The sequence below is a fragment of the Cellulomonas sp. ATA003 genome (assembly GCF_031582905.1).
Classification (GTDB): Bacteria; Actinomycetota; Actinomycetes; order Actinomycetales; family Cellulomonadaceae; genus Pengzhenrongella.
The window spans coordinates 3,066,062-3,084,516 of record NZ_CP133990.1 but is presented as its reverse complement, the minus strand read 5'-3'; the positions used below and the strand labels follow the sequence as shown (position 1 = coordinate 3,084,516).

The 18,455-nt window shown below is 75.3% G+C and carries 12 protein-coding genes and 6 pseudogenes; 10 read left to right on the top strand and 8 right to left on the bottom strand.

The genetic code is table 11. The features are described from left to right. Window positions 1–101: 101 nt before the first annotated feature. Window positions 102–940, top strand: a pseudogene (gene mca, locus REH70_RS15365) (mycothiol conjugate amidase Mca); the annotation flags it as partial. 537 nt (window positions 941–1,477) lie between these two features. Continuing rightward, window positions 1,478–2,290 carry a carbon-nitrogen hydrolase family protein gene (locus tag REH70_RS15360; protein ID WP_310754345.1) on the top strand — a complete coding sequence of 271 codons (813 nt, stop codon included), beginning with the start codon at window positions 1,478–1,480 and terminating at the stop codon, window positions 2,288–2,290. Between the two features lie 60 nt (window positions 2,291–2,350). Here the strand turns inward: REH70_RS15360 and REH70_RS15355 are convergent. After that, window positions 2,351–3,071: pseudogene (locus tag REH70_RS15355) on the bottom strand (hemolysin III family protein). Between REH70_RS15355 and REH70_RS15350 the strand changes: the two are divergent. The 4 genes and pseudogenes from REH70_RS15350 to REH70_RS15335 all read left to right on the top strand — a co-directional run bounded on the left by REH70_RS15350 (window position 3,070) and on the right by REH70_RS15335 (window position 7,087). After that, window positions 3,070–3,381, top strand: a complete 312-nt coding sequence (locus REH70_RS15350; protein ID WP_310748587.1) for a hypothetical protein — start codon at window positions 3,070–3,072, stop codon at window positions 3,379–3,381. The pseudogene REH70_RS15355 and the gene REH70_RS15350 sit on opposite strands and share 2 nt — an antisense overlap. Window positions 3,382–3,415: 34 nt before the next feature. After that, window positions 3,416–4,177, top strand: a complete 762-nt coding sequence (locus tag REH70_RS15345; RefSeq protein ID WP_310754344.1) for an isoprenyl transferase — start codon at window positions 3,416–3,418, stop codon at window positions 4,175–4,177. A 363-nt stretch (window positions 4,178–4,540) separates the two neighbouring features. After that, window positions 4,541–5,829 (top strand): annotated as a pseudogene (locus REH70_RS15340) (PhoH family protein). A 337-nt stretch (window positions 5,830–6,166) separates the two neighbouring features. Next, window positions 6,167–7,087, top strand: coding sequence for an aminotransferase class I/II-fold pyridoxal phosphate-dependent enzyme (locus REH70_RS15335; RefSeq protein ID WP_310748585.1), 921 nt, complete (start codon window positions 6,167–6,169; stop codon window positions 7,085–7,087). A gap of 88 nt (window positions 7,088–7,175) precedes the next feature. Here the strand turns inward: REH70_RS15335 and REH70_RS15330 are convergent, their stop codons facing one another. The 5 genes and pseudogenes from REH70_RS15330 to xseA all read right to left on the bottom strand — a co-directional run bounded on the left by REH70_RS15330 (window position 7,176) and on the right by xseA (window position 12,199). Next, complete coding sequence (locus tag REH70_RS15330; RefSeq protein WP_310748583.1) at window positions 7,176–8,603, bottom strand: class II fumarate hydratase; 1,428 nt, start codon at window positions 8,601–8,603, stop codon at window positions 7,176–7,178. A gap of 96 nt (window positions 8,604–8,699) precedes the next feature. Next, window positions 8,700–9,371, bottom strand: a complete 672-nt coding sequence (locus REH70_RS15325; RefSeq protein ID WP_310748581.1) for a carbonic anhydrase — start codon at window positions 9,369–9,371, stop codon at window positions 8,700–8,702. Between the two features lie 58 nt (window positions 9,372–9,429). After that, window positions 9,430–10,434: a carbohydrate kinase gene (locus tag REH70_RS15320; protein ID WP_310748579.1), complete on the bottom strand. Its 1,005-nt coding sequence runs from the start codon at window positions 10,432–10,434 to the stop codon at window positions 9,430–9,432. After that, a pseudogene (locus tag REH70_RS15315) lies at window positions 10,431–10,628 on the bottom strand (exodeoxyribonuclease VII small subunit); the annotation flags it as partial. The gene REH70_RS15320 and the pseudogene REH70_RS15315, both read right to left, overlap by 4 nt. A gap of 259 nt (window positions 10,629–10,887) precedes the next feature. Next, window positions 10,888–12,199 (bottom strand): annotated as a pseudogene (gene xseA / locus REH70_RS15310) (exodeoxyribonuclease VII large subunit). Between xseA and REH70_RS15305 the strand changes: the two are divergent. Next, a complete protein-coding gene (locus REH70_RS15305) occupies window positions 12,185–13,222 on the top strand; it encodes a 4-hydroxy-3-methylbut-2-enyl diphosphate reductase (protein WP_396134762.1) in 1,038 nt (345 codons plus the stop codon). The pseudogene xseA and the gene REH70_RS15305 overlap by 15 nt on opposite strands. A gap of 71 nt (window positions 13,223–13,293) precedes the next feature. On the opposite strand, the gene REH70_RS15300 is transcribed toward REH70_RS15305, so the two are convergent. Next, the gene (locus REH70_RS15300) at window positions 13,294–14,343 is read right to left on the bottom strand and encodes a DNA recombination protein RmuC (RefSeq protein ID WP_310748575.1); all 1,050 of its coding nucleotides are present in this window, start codon (window positions 14,341–14,343) and stop codon (window positions 13,294–13,296) included. After that, on the bottom strand, window positions 14,241–14,654 hold the full coding sequence (locus REH70_RS15295; protein ID WP_310748573.1) for a hypothetical protein: 414 nt from the start codon (window positions 14,652–14,654) through the stop codon (window positions 14,241–14,243). The genes REH70_RS15300 and REH70_RS15295 overlap by 103 nt, the downstream gene beginning before the upstream one ends. Window positions 14,655–14,768: 114 nt before the next feature. Between REH70_RS15295 and REH70_RS15290 the strand changes: the two are divergent. The 3 genes and pseudogenes from REH70_RS15290 to ychF all read left to right on the top strand — a co-directional run bounded on the left by REH70_RS15290 (window position 14,769) and on the right by ychF (window position 18,328). Beyond that, window positions 14,769–15,652: pseudogene (locus tag REH70_RS15290) on the top strand (ABC transporter ATP-binding protein). Further along, window positions 15,637–17,208: a hypothetical protein gene (locus REH70_RS15285; RefSeq protein ID WP_310748571.1), complete on the top strand. Its 1,572-nt coding sequence runs from the start codon at window positions 15,637–15,639 to the stop codon at window positions 17,206–17,208. The pseudogene REH70_RS15290 and the gene REH70_RS15285 overlap by 16 nt, the downstream one beginning before the upstream one ends. A 34-nt stretch (window positions 17,209–17,242) precedes the next feature. Next, window positions 17,243–18,328 (top strand): redox-regulated ATPase YchF, encoded by a 1,086-nt coding sequence (ychF, locus tag REH70_RS15280; RefSeq protein WP_310748569.1) that lies wholly within the window; start codon window positions 17,243–17,245, stop codon window positions 18,326–18,328. Window positions 18,329–18,455: the final 127 nt, after the last annotated feature.

Genomic DNA, 18,455 nt, shown 5'->3' with positions numbered 1-18,455 from the left:
GGCGGGCCCCGCCGATGCGACACCATTGTCCCTCGACGGGCCGCCACCCCCAGCCGGCGGCCGGGCAAGGAGGAGTGGTGAGCGCAGGACGGCGTCGACTCATGGCGGTGCACGCGCACCCCGACGACGAGTCGAGCAAGGGCGCGGCGACCACCGCGCGGTACGCCGCCGAGGGTGCGCAGGTGCTCGTGGTCTCGTGCACCGGTGGCGAGCGGGGCGACCTGCTCAACCCGCACTACCCGCCGCTCGAGCCGGGGCTCGAGGTCATGCGCGAGGTGCGCCGCCACGAGATGGCCGCGGCGGCCGCCGCGCTCGGGGTCGAGCACCACTGGCTCGGGTTCGTCGACTCCGGTCTGCCCGAGGGTGACCCGCTGCCGCCGCTGCCCGACGGGTGCTTCGCGGCGCAGCCGCTCGAGGTGGCCGCGGCCCCGCTCGTGGAGCTCGTGCGCCGGTTCCGGCCGCACGTCATGACCGCCTACGACCCGACCGGCGGCTACCCGCACCCGGACCACATCATGTGCCACCGGGTCGCGTGGGAGGCGTTCCACGCCGCCGGCGACCCGGAGCGGTACCGCGACCGGGGCGAGCCGTGGCAGCCGCTCAAGCTCTACTACAACCACGGCTTCTCGATGGTCCGGATGCGCGCGGTGCACGAGGCCCTGCTCGAGCGCGGCCAGGAGTCGCCGTTCGGGGAGTGGATCGAGTCACGCGAGGCACGGGAGATCCCCGAGCGGGCCACGACGACGTCGATCGAGTGCGCCGCGTACTTCCCCAGCGTGACGACGCCCTGCGGGCGCACGCCACGCAGATCGACCCCGACGGCTTCTTCTTCGCCGTCCCGCGTGACCTCGAGGCCACCACCTGGTCCACCGAGGAGTACGAGCTCGCCGAGTCGCGGGTCGCCACGACGCTGCCGGAGGACGACCTGTTCGCCGGCATCGACCCCGAGGGGAGCTGTGAGGCTGCCGTCGTACGCCGTCCTGCCCGTCGCGGTCCCCGGCGTGGCGGGCGTGGTGGCGCAGCCGTCCCCAGGCCCCGCGCCGCAGAACTTCGAGACCTACGAGGTCTCGCCCGGCCTCATCGGGTTCATCCCGGTGTTCCTCATCGCGCTGGCGAGCGTCCTGCTGTTCCTGTCCCTGACCCGGCACCTGCGCCGGGTCACCGTGCGCGGGGCTGCTCGCGACGCCGCCGACGCCGCCAGCCCCGGGGCGGCCGCCGGCGACGGGCCGGCCACCGGGGGCGGGTCGGCCACCGGGGGCGGGCCGGCCACCGGGCGTGGCCGGGACGCCACGCCGGGCACCGGGACCGATCCGGATCCGGACGCGCCCCGGCCCGGCGCCGGCGGCCCGCGGCGGCCATGATGTCCGGGTCGGGGACGCCGGTGCCGGGGACGGCTGCGCCGGAAACGGCTGTGCCCGGGACCTCTGTGCCCGGGACGGCCGTGCCCGGGACGGCTGCGCCGGCGCCGGCCGCGCCCGTGGCGACCGCGCCCGCGACGGTCCGCGTCACGCTGGGCCAGGTCGTCGTCGGGCCGGACCACGGCGCCGCACGTGCGACGGCGCTGTCCGCGGTGGACGCCGCGCAGCACGCGGGGGCGCGCCTGGTGGTGCTGCCGGAGTACGCGTCCGGCTTCGACCCGCGCGGCGTCGGCCCGGAGCACGCCGAGCCGCTCGACGGGCCGTTCGTCTCGGCGCTGCGCGAGCGGGCACGCGCGACCGCGACCGCCGTGATCGCCGGGACGACGCTCCCCGGGCACCGCCCCGATCGGGCCGTGAACGCCGTCGTGGCGATCGGGGCGGACGGCGCTGTCGCGGGCGTGTACCGCAAGGTGCACCTGTACGACGCCTTCGGGCACCGCGAGTCCGAGCGGCTCGAGCCCGGTGCGGCCGACGCGCCCCCGCTCGTGCTCGACGTCGGGCCGCTGCGGTTCGGTGTGATGACCTGCTACGACCTGCGGTTCCCCGAGTCGGCCCGCCGCCTGGTGGACGCGGGTGCCCACGTGCTCGTGGTCCCCGCGGCATGGGTGGCCGGCCCGGGCAAGGCCGCGCAGTGGGAGGCGCTCGCGGTGGCCCGGGCGATCGAGAACACGTCCGCGGTCCTGGCCGTCGGGCAGGCCGGGCGCGGGGTGACCGGCACGTCGCTGGCGGTCGCGGCGGACGGCCGGGTCCTCGAGCGCCTCGGCGCCGGACCCGGGACGCTCACCGTCGACCTGGACGGCGCCGCGATCACCGCGGTCCGCGACCGCAACCCCTCGCTGGCCAACCGGCGGTACGCCGTCGTGCCGCGGTAGGTCGACGCCGTCGCGCCGTGGTAGGGCGGTGCCGCGGTCGCCTCGCGCGGCACCGGGACGTCAGGCTGCGCGGGACGACGCGAGCCAGACCGCGACCCAGTGGCACCCGAAGCCGACCACGGTCAGCATGTGGAAGATCTCGTGGAACCCGAACCACCGCGGGCTCGGGTTCGGGCGCTTGATGCCGTACACGACCGCACCCGCGATGTAGGCGACACCGCCGCCCACGACCAGGGCGACGACGTCGGGCCCCCGTGCGGGAGAACTGCGGGAGGAAGCCGAGGGCGACGCTGCCCAGGGCCACGTAGATCGGGGTGTACAGCCAGCGGGGCGCGCCCAGCCACAGGACCCGCCCGGTCAGGCCGAGCACCGCACCCACCCACACCACCCACAGCAGCAGGCGCGCGGTCGGGGGCTCGAGCAGCAGCACCGCGAGCGGGGTGTAGGTGCCGGCGATGATGAGGAAGATGTTCGAGTGGTCCAGGCGGCGCAGCACCCCGGCCACCCGCGGCGACCAGGTGCCGCGGTGGTAGACGGCGCTGGTGCCGAAGAGCATGACCGAGGTCAGCACGAAGACCGCCGTCGACCACCGGGCCTGCGACGTGGGCGCCAGGGCGACCAGGACGGCACCGGCCGCGAGCGCGACCGGGGACATCCCGAGGTGGATCCAGCCGCGCAGGAGCGGCTTCACGGCGTCCGCGAGGTCGGCCACGCCCTCGCGCAGGTCGTCCCCGAGCGTCCCGTCGGATGCGCCGGACCCGTCGGCCGGTCCTCGAGCCATGGTGCTGGTCCTCCCGTCGGGCGCTCGCCGGGTCGCGGGCGGCTGCTGTCGCCGGCTCGGTGTCGGCCGGCTGCTGCCGCCGGCTGCTGTCGGTCGGCTGCTGTCGGCCGGTGTCAGCCGTCGCCGGCCGCGGTCGGCCGCCGCGATGACGGCACCGCAGATTACCGGGCCGTCGGCCGCGACCGCGCACGCCGCCGACATGCGGCTGGCCACGCCCGGTGCAACCACCGGCGCCCTGGCCGGGGCCGCGTCGTGGCGGACCGTGGCCCGGCGGACCGGCTCGCCGTGCCTCGCCGTCGGGGAGCGGTAGCGTGAGCAACCCGCCCATCGACGGAGGTCCGCGCGTGCGTCTGCCCCGCCCTGTGTACGGCGTCTACGAGCGCCGTCTCGCGGCGTCCCTGCCGCGCGAGGTGGTCCCGCGGCACGTCGGGGTGATCCTGGACGGCAACCGGCGCTGGGCGCGCTCCTTCGGGGAGCCGGCCTCGACCGGGCACCGGCGCGGGGCGGACAAGATCAGCGACCTGCTCGTGTGGTCCCAGGACGTCGGGGTCGAGGTCGTCACGCTGTGGATGCTGTCGACGGACAACCTCCAGCGGCCGGCGGCGGAGCTGCGCGAGCTCGTGGAGATCATCACCGACGCGGTGTGCGACCTCGCGACCACCGGGCGCTGGCGCATCCAGGTCATGGGAGACCTGGACCTGCTGGACGCCGAGGCCGCGGCCAAGCTCCGGGACGCGCAGGAGCGGACCGACGGCGTGACCGGGCTGCACGTCAACGTCGCGATCGGCTACGGCGGCCGGCACGAGATCGTCGACGCCGTCCGGTCCCTGCTGCGCGAGCACGCCCGCCGCGGCACGTCGCTCGAAGGGCTCGCCGAGAGCGTCGACGTCGACGAGATCGCGGGGTACCTCTACACCCGCGGGCAGCCGGACCCCGACCTCGTCATCCGGACGTCGGGGGAGCAGCGCCTGGGCGGCTTCCTGCTGTGGCAGAGCGCGCACTCGGAGTTCTACTTCTGCGAGGCGTACTGGCCGGACTTCCGGCGGGTCGACTTCCTGCGTGCCCTGCGCTCCTACGCCGAGCGGGAGCGTCGGCTCGGGAGGTGACCGGTCAGGTGTCCGGTCGGCCGCCGGAGGATGAACTCTGGCGGTGACCGCCCGCGCCGCGCGTGTCCTCGCCCCCGGGTGTCGGTGACGCGGCGTAGCGTCCGAGGGCAACGGGTGGCACCCGCCGCCCTCGACGAGAGGCCTGCCGCATGGAGCACCCGCTCCGGGAGGTGGGCCGGCCGACGGCCCACCGGCCGGCCGACCGTCCCCCACCCAGTCGCCGCCCGACGGTCGCCGACCGGCGGGGAGGCGCGAGCGGCGCTGACCCAGCGCCCGAGGGAGCCCGCCGTGGTCCGTCAGGCCGTCACCCAGGACACCGACCCCGCATCGTCCGCCGGCCCCGAGCCGGGGCGCGTCACGTACGTGCTCGACACCTCCGTGCTGCTGTCGGATCCCAAGGCCCTGCTCCGCTTCGCGGAGCACGACGTCGTCCTGCCGGTGCAGGTGATCGGCGAGCTCGAGGGCAAGCGCGACCATCCCGAGCTCGGGTACTTCGCGCGGTCCGCCCTGCGGATGCTCGACGACCTGCGCGTGGAGCACGGCGGGCTCGACCGGCCGCTGCCGGTGGGTGACGTCGGCGGGACGTTGCGCGTCGAGCTGGGGCACACCGACCCGCACGTGCTCCCGACCGGCTTCCGGCTGGCCGACGCCGACACCCGAATCCTGGCCGTCGCCGCGAACCTCGCGCGCGACGGCCGGGACGTCACCGTGGTCTCCAAGGACCTGCCGATGCGGGTCAAGGCGTCAGCGGTGGGCCTGCGCGCCGAGGAGTACCGCGCGCAGCTCGCCGTCGACTCGGGCTGGACCGGCATGGACGCCCTCGACCTCACCGAGCGGCAGATGGCCGACCTGTGGGAGCACGAGACGCTCGACCTCGTCGACGTCAACGGTGCGGGGAGCGCGCCCTGCGCTGCCACACCGGGCTCGTCCTGCACTCCCCGCGCGGGTCCGCGCTCGGCCGCATCACCGCCGACAAGCAGGTGCGCCTCGTCCGCGGTGACCGGGACGCCTTCGGCGTGCACGGGCGCAGCGCGGAGCAGCGCATCGCGATCGACCTCCTGCTCGACCCGAGCATCGGGATCGTCTCGCTCGGCGGGCGCGCTGGGACCGGCAAGTCGGCGCTCGCGCTGTGCGCAGGCCTGGAGGCCGTGCTCGAGCGGGGCGAGCACCGCAAGGTCATGGTGTTCCGCCCGCTGTACGCCGTCGGCGGCCAGGACCTCGGGTACCTGCCCGGCGGCGAGGCCGAGAAGATGAACCCGTGGGCGCAGGCCGTGTTCGACACGCTCGGGGCGCTCGTCTCCCGGGAGGTCGTCGAGGAGGTCATGGACCGTGACCTGCTCGAGGTCCTGCCGCTGACCCACATCCGCGGCCGCTCGCTGCACGACGCGTTCGTCATCGTCGACGAGGCGCAGTCGCTGGAGCGCAACGTGCTGCTCACGGTGCTGTCCCGCATCGGGCAGAGCTCGCGCGTCGTGCTCACGCACGACGTCGCCCAGCGCGACAACCTGCGGGTCGGCCGGCACGACGGCGTCGCGGCGGTCATCGAGGCGCTCAAGGGGCACCCGCTGTTCGCGCACGTCACGCTGACCCGCTCCGAGCGGTCACCGGTGGCGGCGCTGGTGACCGAGATGCTCGAGTCGCTCGAGGTGTGAGCGCCGTGCCGCCCGACGCCGTGGTGCCACCGTCGGACCGGACCGGTCCGCCCGTCCGCCCGCTGGCGCGGGGTGCGGAGCCGGGCCCCGAGCCGATCGACGAGAGCGACCTCGACGCGATCACGGCGGAGGCGCTGCGGGCGCGGGGAAGCCTGAAGTGGACCGCGTTCCCCGACGCCCTCGGCGCCTTCGTCGCCGAGATGGACTTCCCGTCCGCCGAGCCCGTCGTGCGGGCGCTGCACGCCGCCGTCGAGGAGGGCGCGTTCGGGTACCTGCCGCCCGCGGCCGCCGCGACGATGTCCGAGGCGACCGCGACCTGGTACCGCGACCTCTACGGGTGGGACGTGCCGCCGGGATCGGTGCACCCCTGCCGGACGTCCTGGCCGGGTTCACGGTCGCCATCGAGCACTTCTCCGCGCCCGGGTCCCCGGTGGTGCTGCCGACGCCGGCGTACATGCCGTTCCTCACGGTGCCCGCCACGCTCGGCCGGGAGCTCGTCGAGGTGCCCGCTATCGAGGTGGACGGTGTGCAGGCCCTCGACCTCGACGGGATCGACCGCGCGCTGGCACCCGCGGGTGGGCTCGTGGTGCTGTGCAACCCGTGGAACCCGCTGGGTCGGGTGCTGCGGCGCGAGGAGCTGCTCGCGCTCGCGGACGTGGTCGAGCGGCGCGGCGGCCGGGTCTTCTCCGACGAGATCCACGCGCCGCTGGTGTACCCGGGCGCCGTGCACGTGCCGTACGCCTCGATCTCCCCGGCGGCCGGGGCGCACACCGTGACGGCGACGTCGGCGTCGAAGGCGTGGAACATCCCCGGGCTCAAGTGCGCGCAGATGATCCTGAGCAACGAGGCGGACGCCGCGGTGTGGCAGCGGATCGGCGCGATGGCCGGGCACGGCGCCAGCACGCTCGGCGTGATCGCCAACACCGCCGCGTACCGGCTGGGCGGGCCGTGGCTCGACTCCGTCCTGGGGTACCTCGACACGAACCGGTCCATCCTCGCCGACGAGCTCGCCGAGCACCTGCCGGAGGTCCGGTACACGCCGCCGCACGGCACCTACCTGGCGTGGCTGGACTGCCGCGCGCTCGACCTGCCGTCCGGCCCGGCCGCGTTCTTCCTGGAGCACGCGGGGGTCGCGGTCACCGACGGGCGCGCGTGCGGGGCCGCGGGTGAGGGCTTCGTGCGGTACACGTTCGCGACCCCGCGGCCGCTCGTCGAGCAGGCCGTGCGGGCCATGGCGGACGCGGTGCGGGCACGGTGAACCCGCGGTGCCCGACGGGGCCCGTCCGGGACGAACCGGACGGGCCCCGTCGGGGTGGGCGGTCGGGCCTGCGGCCGGGCGTGGGCGGTCAGGCCTGCGGCGGCCGGGTCATCGCCATGACGTCGAGCGCCGTGTCCAGCTGAGCTTCCGTGATCTCGCCGCGCTCGACGAACCCCAGCGCGACGACCGCCTCGCGGACGGTGACCGCGTGCGCGACCGCGTGCTTGGCGACCTTCGCCGCGGCCTCGTACCCGATGACCCGGTTGAGCGGCGTCACGATCGACGGCGACGACTCGGCCAGCGACCGGGCCCGGTCGACGTTGGCGGTGATGCCGGCGACCGTCTTGTCCGCGAGCACGGTGGACGCGTTCGCGAGCAGGCGCACCGACTCCAGCACCCCCAGGGCGATGACCGGGATCTGGACGTTGAGCTCGAACGACCCGCTCGCGCCGGCCCACGCGACGGTCGCGTCGTTGCCGATGACCCGCGCGGCGACCATGAGGACGGCCTCGGGGATCACCGGGTTGACCTTGCCCGGCATGATCGACGAGCCCGGCTGCAGGTCCGGGATCGCGATCTCGCCGAGGCCGGTGTTCGGGCCGGACCCCATCCAGCGCAGGTCGTTGCAGATCTTCGTCAGGCTGACCGCGATGGTCCGCAGCGCGCCGGAGAGCTCGACGAGCCCGTCCCGGCTGCTCTGCGCCTCGAAGTGGTCGCGCGCCTCGGTCAGCGGCAGCCCGGTGTCCTCGACGAGCAGCGCGATGACCCGCTGCGGGAAGCCCGCCGGGGTGTTGATGCCGGTGCCCACCGCGGTCCCGCCGAGGGGGACCTCCGCGGCGCGGGGCAGGGCGGACTCGAGCCGCTCGACGCCGAACCGGATCGCCGCCGCGTAGCCGCCGAACTCCTGCCCGAGGGTCACCGGGGTGGCGTCCATGAGGTGGGTGCGCCCGGACTTCACGACGTCGGCGAACTCGGTGGACTTCGCCTCGAGCGCCTCGGCGAGGTGCTCGAGTGCCGGCACGAGCGTGTGGACGACCCCCGCCGTCGCCGCGAGGTGCACCGAGGTGGGGAACACGTCGTTGGAGGACTGCGACGCGTTGACGTGGTCGTTCGGGTGGACGTCGCGGCCCAGGTGCCGGGTGGCCAGCGTCGCGAGCACCTCGTTGGTGTTCATGTTCGACGACGTGCCGGAGCCGGTCTGGAAGATGTCGACCGGGAAGTGCTCGTCGTGCGCGCCGCCGGCGACCTCGTCTGCGGCCGCGACGATCGCGGCGGCGACGCCGGCGTCCAGCACCCCGAGCTCGGCGTTGGCCTGCGCGGCGGCCTTCTTGACGCGCGCCAGCGCCTCGATGTGGCCGCGCTCGAGCCGCGTGCCGGAGATCGGGAAGTTCTCGACCGCCCGCTGCGTCTGGGCGCGGTACAGCGCCCGGGCGGGCACGCGGACCTCACCCATCGTGTCGCGCTCGATGCGGAAGTCGGGGTAGGCGGGGGACTGGGTCGCGGCGTCGTCGCTCATGGCGCTCATCGTGCCGCGCGGGCAGGCCGGGCGGAAATCGGCGGAGCGTCGGGTGCAGCGGTCGATCGGCCCCGCCGAGGTCGGGCGTGCGCCCCGTCAGGCCGGAGGTGCCGGCGCCGCGACGGCGTCGTCGGTGAGCCCGATGTCGCCGACCGACTCGACCAGCGAGATCCGCCCGTCGGCGAGCGTGTACTCGACACCGACGATGGCGCACCGGCCCGCGGCGACCGCCTCGGCGAGGCCGGCGGAGTAGCTCTGCAGCATCTGCACGGTGTGCCGGGTGTGCTCGCGGCCGAGGGTCGCGGCGTCGAGCGTCGCCAGCCCGGCGGGTCCGCGGTTGTCGAGGCCCACGATGCTGGGGATGACGCGGTCGACGATGGCCCGGACGAACCCGCGGGGCAGCTCCCCGGTGGTCAGCGCGCGGGTGGCGGCGGCGACCGCACCGCAGCGGTCGTGCGCGAGGACGACCACGAGCGGGGTCGAGAGCAGGTCCACCCCGAACTCGATCGACCCGACCACGGTGGTGTCCAGGACGTGCCCGGCGGTCCGGACGACGAACAGGTCGCCGAGCCCCTGGTCGAAGATGATCTCGGCGGCGACGCGCGAGTCCGCGCACCCGAAGATCACCGCGAACGGCGTCTGCTCGGCCGCGACCTCGGCGCGGCGGTCGACGCCCTGCGACGGGTGCTGCATCTCGCCCGCGACGAACCGGGCGTTGCCCTCCTGCAGGATCGCCCAGGCTTCGGCGGGAGTGGTGGCGCGTGGCATGGGCGCATCCTGGCAGGTCCGGACGGGTGACGGACGACGGCGTCCGGGGAGCGGTCCGTCAGCCGGCGCCGGGGGTGCCCTCGTCGACCTCGTCGACGTCGTCGACCTCGTCAGCTCGCGGCGGGTTCGCGCCCGGTCGCGAGACCGTGATGGCAGCGATCCGCGCGCACCGCTCGAGCACCGGGGTGAGCACCTCCGCACCGACACCGCCCAGGGCGATCCGGTGCGACGCGCCGAGCAGCCCCGCGGACCACAGCCCGTCGAGGAGCCCCGACATGAACGAGTCACCGGCGCCGACGGTGTCGGCGACCTCGACCGACGGCGCGGTCACGCTCACCTCGACCCCGCCCGCGGTGACCGCGAGGGCGCCCGCACCGCCGCGGGTCAGGACCACCAGGCCCGGGCCGCGCGACGCCCACCGCCGCACGACGTCGCCCGGGTCGGTGCCGGGCTCGAGCCAGACGAGGTCCTCGTCGCTGACCTTCACCACGTCCGCGAGCAGGACGAGCCGCTCGACGGTCTCGCGGGCGTCGTCGGCGTCCCCGAGCAGGTCCGGGCGGATGTTGGGGTCGTAGGTGATGGTCGCGTCGACGCGCGCCTCGGCGAGCAGCCGCAGCACGTCCGGTGCACCCGGCTCGAGGACGGCCCCGATCGTGCTGGTGTGGACGACGACGACGCCGCCGTCGTCGGGGGCCCGCCCGGCGGGGACCTGCCAGTCGAGGTCGAAGGTGTAGGTCGCGGCGCCGGTGCCGTCGAGCGTGGCGGTCGCGACGGACGTCGTCGCCGCGCCGTCGCTGCCCGGTGAGAGCCGCACGCCGGCGGACTCGAGGTGGTCGCGGACCGCGTGCCCGCGGGCGTCCGTGCCGATCCACGTGACGAGCTCGACCGGCCGGCCGAGGCGTGCGAGGCCCAGGGCGACGTTGGCCGGGCTGCCGCCGGGGTGCTCGTCGACCGTGCCGTCGGGACGGCGGACCACGTCCACGAGCGCCTCGCCGACCACGAGCGCGCGGGAGCCCTCGGCGCGGGCCCGGGGGTGGACGTCTCCGCCGTGCGACGCGCTCACGCCGCGCCCTCGCCGTCCGCCTGCGCGGCGGCGAGCCGCTCACGGGCACCGTCGAGCCACTGCTGGCAGCGGGCGGCGAGCGCCTCGCCGCGCTCCCACAGGGCGAGGGACTCCTCGAGCGTCGCGCCCCCGGCCTCGAGGCGGGCCACCACGGCGACCAGGTCGTCGCGGGCCTCCTCGTAGCTCAGAGCAGAGACGTCGGGCGCGCCGTCGGCGCCGGGGGCGGGGGTGGGGTCGTCGGCACCGGGCCAGTATCCACGCCGCCGCCCGACCGTGGCGGAGCACGCTGCGGCGCGGTGCGGCGCGGTGCGGCGGGGTGCGGGTGGGTGCGGCCTGGTGCGGCGCGGCGCGGTGCGGCGGGGTGCGGGTGGGTGCGGTGCGGTGCGGGTGCGTCGGAGCGCGGTCCGTCGGGGCGGCGCCCGGTTGGTCGGTCGCGGTGGTCGGTCGCGGTGGTCAGTCGCGGGCGGCGCGGGCGGCGAGCTCGCCCCGTGCGACCCGGACGCGGAGGCGCTCGCCGTCGGCGACGTCGTCGGCGTCCCGCACCACCCGGCCGTCGGCCCCCTGCACGACGGCGTAGCCGCGCTGCAGCGTCGCGGCGGGGAGAGCGCGCGCACCTGCGCCGCGAGCCGCTGGGTGTCGGCGGTGCCCCGGGACAGCGCCCGGTCCACCGCGCGTCGCCCGGCCTCCCGGCGGGCCAGGACGTCGACGGCACGCCCCTGCACCATCGTCTCGGGGGCGGCCAGGACGGGCCGCGACCGCAGCGCGTCCAGGCCGGCCTGCTCGCGGGCCACCCGTTGCGTCACGGCGGTCCGGATCCGGTGCCGTGCCCCGGTGAGGCGAGCGCGCTCCTCGGCGACGTCCGGCACGATCCGCTTGGCGGCGTCGGTCGGGGTCGAGGCCCGGTAGTCGGCGACGAGGTCGAGCAGCGGGGTGTCGGTCTCGTGCCCGATCGCGCTGACCAGCGGCGTGCGGCACGACGCGGCGGCCCGCACCAGCATCTCGTTGCTGAACGGCAGCAGGTCCTCCACGGCGCCCCCGCCGCGCGCCACCACGATGACCTCGACCCGCGGGTCGGCGTCGAGCTCGGCGATCGCCGCGCTGACCTGCGGGACGGCCGACGTCCCCTGCACCGCGACCTCGCGGATCTCGAACGTCACGTCCGGCCAGCGCTCGCGGGCGTTGACGACGACGTCGTGCTCGGCCTTGGACCCGCGACCGCACACGAGCCCGACGACGTGCGGCAGGAAGGGCAGCGGGACCTTGCGCGCCGGGTCGAACAGCCCCTCCGACGCCAGCACCCGCTTGAGGTGCTCGATGCGGGCGAGGAGCTCGCCCACCCCGACCGGCCGCAGCTCGTCGGCCTGCAGCGAGAAGGACCCGCGCTTGGTCCAGTACGTCGGCCGCGCCCGCACGACGACGTGCGCACCCTCGCGCAGGGGGCCGCGAGCGACCCCAGCAGCTGCGTCCGTACCGAGACCGGGAGGGACATGTCGGCGTCGGTGTCCCGCAGCACGAGGAAGGCCGTCGCGGCCTCCGCGCGCCGGTTCAGCTGGACGACCTGGCCCTCGACCCACACCGGCGCCATCTTGGCGACGTAGTCGGCGATCTTCACCGACAGCAGGCGCACCGGCCAGGGCCGTTCCGCGGTGGTCTCCAGCGCCCGGGCGGGCAGCGGGAGCGGTCGGTCGTCCTCGGCGGTCACCCGGTCAGGGTGCCACGGACCACACCGCCCGCCCGGTGTCGCGGCGGCATCGCCCCGTACCATGGCGGGGTGACCGAGCAGCGCAAGAGAGTCCTGTTGGCGGCCCCACGCGGGTACTGCGCCGGGGTCGACCGAGCCGTCGTGGCGGTGGAGAAGGCGCTCGAGCACTACGGCGCACCCGTCTACGTGCGTAAGGAGATCGTCCACAACAAGTTCGTCGTGGAGACCCTGACGGAGCGCGGGGCGGTGTTCGTCGAGGAGACCGACGAGGTCCCCGAGGGGGCGCGGGTGGTCTTCTCCGCCCATGGCGTCTCCCCGGCCGTGCACGCGTCGGCCGCCGCCCGGTCGCTCAAGACGATCGACGCCACCTGCCCCCTGGTGACCAAGGTGCACAAGGAGGCGGTGCGGTTCGCGTCGGACGACTACGACATCCTCCTCATCGGCCACGAGGGTCATGAGGAGGTCGAGGGCACCGCCGGCGAGGCGCCCGACCACATCCAGGTCGTCAACTCCCCGGACGAGGTCGACACCGTGACCGTCCGCGACCCCGACAAGGTCGTGTGGATCTCGCAGACCACCCTGTCGGTCGACGAGACGATGGAGACGGTGCGCCGCCTGCGTGAGCGGTTCCCCACCCTGCAGGACCCGCCCAGCGACGACATCTGCTACGCCACCCAGAACCGTCAGGTGGCCGTCAAGAAGCTCGCCCCGCACTGCGACGTGGTCATCACGGTCGGCTCGGCGAACTCCTCGAACTCCGTGCGCCTCGTCGAGGTCGCCCTGGACGCCGGGGCACGTGCCTCGTACCGCGTCGACCGGGCCAGCGAGGTCGACCCCGCCTGGTTCGACGGGGCGACGACGGTCGGGGTCACGTCCGGCGCCTCCGTCCCGGAGATCCTCGTCCGTGACGTCCTGGAGCTGCTGGCCGGCCTCGGGTACGACACGGTCGAGGAGGTGCGCACCGCCACCGAGGACCTCATGTTCTCCCTGCCGCGTGAGCTGCGCACGGACCTCAAGCAGGCCGGCACCCCGGTCGCGATGCCGCGCCGCGGCGCGCGCCGTGAGCTCACGGTCGAGCCGGTCTGACGACCCGGCCGGTCTGACCACCCGGCCGGTCTCACCACCCGGCCCGGTCCCGACGAGCCGGCCGACGCACCTCACCCGGTCCGGTCCTCCGGCACGTCCTCCGGCTCCGGGTGCGGGCGTCGCGTCATGGGCACCACGCCGTCGCGCGGCTCGTCGTCGTCCTCGACCGCGAGCAGCTCCGGTGCGCTGACCGCGGACAGCCGCGGGTCGGACGTCGGGGGCGTCGGCAGGTCGGCGCCGGTGACGTCGAGGTCGGTGAACCGGCGCGCGCTGACCAGGACGCGGGTCTCCAGGCTGGACACGGTCTGGTTGTAGGCCCCCGCCGCCCCGTCGATCGCCCGGCCGAGCCGGGTCAGGTGACCGCCGAGGGTCGCGATCCGGGCGTGCAGCTCCTTGCCGAGGGTGAGCACCTGCTGCGCGTTGGCGGCCAGCGCATCCTGGCGCCAGGCGTACCCGACGGTGCGCAGCAGCGCGAGCAGCGTCGTGGGTGTCGCGATGACCACGTTCTTCTCGAACGCGTACTCGAACAGGGCGGCGTCCTGGTCGAGCGCGGCGTGGAAGAACGCCTCGGCGGGGACGAACATGACGACGAACTCGGGGGCCGGCGCGAACTGGTCCCAGTAGCGCTTGGCCGCCAGGTCGTCGACGTGCCGCCGGAAGTGCCGCGCGTGCGCCGCCAGCCGCGCCCGACGCACCGACTCGTCCGTCGTCTGGCTCGCCTCGAGGTAGCCGAGGAACGCGACCTTCGCGTCCACGACGATGCTCTTGCCACCGGCCAGCCGGACGACCATGTCGGGGCGCAGCACGCCGTCGTCGGTCCGCACGGGGGCCTGCTCGACGAAGTCGACGTGCGCGACCATGCCCGCGGACTCCACGACCCGGCGCAGCTGCAGCTCGCCCCACCGGCCCCGCACCTGCGACGACCGCAGCGCCGTGACGAGCCCGGCCGTCTCCGTGCGCAGCGCCTCGGACGACTCGCGCATCGCCCGCACCTGCTCGGCCAGGGCCGCCTGCCCGGTCAGGCGCGCGCGCTCGGCCGTGCCGAGCTCGGCGCGCACCTCGGCGAGCGTGCGGTGCAGGGGTTCGACGAGCTCCCGGACCGCCTCCTCCTGCTGCGCCACCTCGACGAGGTGGGTCTGCTGGCCGGCACGCAGCCGCTGGTCCGCGAGGGCGAGGAACTGCTCGTTGTTCTGCGCGAGCGCGTCCGCGGCGACGCTGCGGAACCGGTCGGCGAGGCGCTCGCCGTCCGCCTCGAGGAGCGCACCCGCTCGGCGTGCGCGCGCCGCTCGGCGACGAGCTCGGCCTGCGCGCGTGCCACCGCGACGCGGGCACCGTGCAGCTCGCCGGCGGACCGGCGCGCGCCGAGGAGCGCCCCGACGAGCACCCCGAGCAGCAGGGTCGCGAGGGGCACCAGGACGGACATCGGCTCCATGGCACGACGGTCGCAGGTGCCACCCACATGCCCGCCGGAGGTGGTGCGCCAGGCGTGTCGCGGCGGGGGCACGGATCCTCCGGGACGTGGGTGCCCCCTGGATACCCTGACCGCATGCCGCTGCCCGACGACGCCCCGCCCGACCCGGCCCGCCGCAGCGCGACGTCGGCCACCCCTGCCGACGGCGTCGCCGCACCGGTGCCCGGCCCGCCCACCGCGTCCCCGCCGCCACCCGCCTCCGGACGCGCCGCGCCGGCCCTGGCGCTGCGCGGCCTGTGGAAGCGGTTCGGGGACAAGGTCGCCGTCGCCGGGGTGGACCTGGACGTGCCGGCGGGCTCCTTCTTCGGGCTCGTCGGGCCCAACGGCGCGGGCAAGACGACCACGCTGTCGATGGCCACCGGGCTGCTGCGCCCCGACGCCGGTGAGGTGTGGGTCCACGGGCAGTCGCTGTGGGCGGACCCGACCGCCGCCAAGCGCATGCTCGGCGTGCTGCCGGACGGCGTCCGGCTGTTCGACCGCCTGACCGGTGAGCAGCTCATCACCTACGCCGGGCTGCTGCGCGGGATGGACCGGGCGACGGTGACCGAGCGCACCGGGGACCTCCTGCGCGCCCTCGACCTGGCCGCGGACGCCGACAAGCTCGTCGTGGACTACTCCGCCGGCATGACGAAGAAGGTCGCGCTCGCGTCCGCGCTCATCCACGCACCGCGGCTGCTCGTCCTCGACGAGCCGTTCGAGGCGGTCGACCCCGTCTCGGCGACGAACATCCGCCAGATCCTGCACTCCTACGTCGGCAGCGGCGGCACGGTGATCGTGTCCTCCCACGTCATGGACCTCGTCCAGCGCATGTGCGACCACGTCGCCGTGGTCGCCGAGGGGCGGGTGCTCGCGGCCGGCACGGTGGACGACGTCCGGGCCGGCTCGTCGCTCGAGGACCGCTTCGTCGAGCTGGTCGGCGGGCGCGGCACGGGGAGGGGCTGGCGTGGTTGCGCACCTGATCCGGCTCAAGCTCACGCTGCTGCGCAACGGGTTGCGCCGCAGCCCGTGGCAGCTCGTCGGGCTCGCCTTCGGGGCGCTGTACGGCCTGGGCTTCCTGGTCGCCGGCGTCGCCGGGCTCATCGCGCTGCGCTTCGTCCCGGTGCCCGACGCCGCGACCGTCGTGGCGCTCGCGGGCAGCGCCGCGGTCCTCGGGTGGTGGGTGCTGCCGCTGGTCGCGTCCGGGGTCGACTCGACGCTCGACCCCCAGCGGTTCGTGACGTTCGCCGTCCCCCGGCGCGAGCTGCTGACCGGGCTCGCGGTCGCGGGCGTCGTCGGCGTGCCCGGGCTGGTGACCACGGTGCTCGCGCTGGGGACGGTCGTGAGCTGGTCCCGCGGCCCCGCGACGGTCCTGGGCGCGCTGGTGGGCGCGCTGCTCGGTGTGGCCGTGTGCGTGGTCGGCGCGCGCGCGTGGACGACGCTGCTCGCCGGGGTGGTGGGGTCCCGCCGGTTCCGGGAGACCGCGGGCGTGCTGGTCGCCATCCCGATCATCCTGCTCGGGCCGTTGCTCAGCGGGCTCACGACGGTCGTCGCCGACGGGTGGCAGGCGCTCCCCGGGATCGCCTCGACGCTGGCGTGGACGCCGCTCGGTGCACCGTGGGCGATCCCCGCGGACGTCGCGGCCGGTGACTGGGGTGCGGCGGCGGCCCGGGTCGCCATCGCGGGCGCGACCCTCGCCGGACTGGTCGTGGTCTGGTCGTCCGCCCTGACCCGCAGCCTCGAGCGGCCGCCGACGGCGCGTCGCGGCGGCCCCCGTCGCGCGCGCGGCACGGGCGTCCTCGGGCGGCTGCCCGGGACGCCGACGGGGGCCGTCGCGGCCCGCTGCCTCGTCTACTGGGTGCGCGACCCGCGCTACGCCGCGTCGCTCGTCATCGTGCCCCTGCTGCCGGTGCTCGCCTACTTCGTCAGCCCGGACGGCGCGGGCAGCATCATGCTCGTCATCGCCCCGGTCACCGCGTTCCTCATGGGGTGGTCCATCTCCGCCGACGTCGCCTACGACGGCACGGCATTCTGGCTGCACGCGTCCACCGCGGTCCCGGGGCGCGCGGACCGGGCCGGACGCGTCGTCGCCGCGGCCGTGGTGTCCGTGCCCGTGGTGCTCCTGCTGGCGGTCGGGTCGGTGTGGTGGACCGGCCAGTGGGGCCACCTGCCGGCCGTCCTCGGGCTGTCCACCGGCGTCCTGCTCACCGCGTTCGGGCTGTCCAGCGTGGTGAGCGCGCGCTTCCTGTTCCCCGTCCCCCAGTCGGGGCAGAGCGCCTTCGCGACGCCGTCCGGCTCGACCGGCGTCAACCTGCTCACCCAGCTCCTGGGGTGGACGGTGCTGGTCGTCCTCGTGCTCCCCGAGCTCGTGCTCGGCGTCCTGGCGATCACCCGCGGCTCGAGCGGCCTCGGGGTCGCCACGCTCGTCGTCGGGGTCGTGCTGGGCGGTGCGCTGCTGGTCGGCGGCGTCGTGGTCGGCGGCCGCCTGCTCGAGCGCCGGTCGCCCGAGCTCATGCAGGGGGTCGCGGCCATGGCGTAGGGAGGGCCCGGGCCGCTGCGTAGACTCGACGCCCGTGGCACTCACCATCGGCATCGTCGGCCTGCCCAACGTCGGCAAGTCCACCCTCTTCAACGCCCTCACCCGCGCGCAGGTCCTCGCCGCGAACTACCCGTTCGCGACGATCGAGCCGAACGTCGGTGTGGTCCCGCTGCCCGACCCCCGGCTGGAGACGCTGGCCGAGGTGTTCGGCAGCGAGCGGATCGTCCCGGCGACCGTCTCGTTCGTGGACATCGCGGGCATCGTGCGCGGAGCGAGCGAGGGCGAGGGCCTGGGCAACAAGTTCCTCGCGAACATCCGTGAGGCCGAGGCGATCTGCCAGGTCACGCGCGCCTTCGCCGACCCGGACGTCGTGCACGTCGACGGTCGCATCTCGCCGAAGGACGACATCGAGACCATCAACACCGAGCTCGTCCTCGCCGACCTGCAGACCCTGGAGAAGGCGATCCCGCGCCTGGAGAAGGAGGTCCGCGGCAAGAAGGCGGACCAGGCGCTGCTCGACGCCGCCGTCGGGGCGCAGCGGGTGCTGGAGACGGGCACCACGCTCTTCCAGGGGGCGGCCGCCGCGGGGCTCGACCCCGAGCGCGTCGCCGAGCTGCAGCTCATGACGTCCAAGCCGTTCATCTACGTCTTCAACACCGACGACGACGGCCTCGCGGACACCGCGATGCAGGACGAGCTGCGGGCGTTCGTCGCGCCCGCCGACGCGATCTTCCTCGACGCCAAGTTCGAGTCCGAGCTCGTCGAGCTCGAGCCCGACGAGGCCGCCGAGATGCTCGCGGAGTCCGGCCAGGCCGAGCCGGGGCTGAGCCAGCTCGCGCGCGTCGGCTTCCACACCCTCGGCCTGCAGACCTACCTCACCGCCGGGCCGAAGGAGGCCCGGGCCTGGACCATCGGGCAGGGCTGGACGGCGCCGCAGGCGGCCGGCGTCATCCACACCGACTTCCAGCGCGGCTTCATCAAGGCCGAGGTCATCGGGTTCGACGACCTCGTCGCGGCGGGCTCGGTCGCCGCCGCCCGCGCCGCCGGCAAGGCGCGCGTCGAGGGCAAGGACTACGTCATGGCCGACGGCGACGTCGTGGAGTTCCGCTTCAACGTGTGAGCCGGGCCCGCCGCCGCCCGCCGTGGCGCGCCCGCGCCCCGCGCGCTGGATGATCGGCGTGTTACTCACCGGTACCAGGTTCATAACGATGGCCAGGTGCACCCGGGGCGTGGTCAGGCCCCTCGAC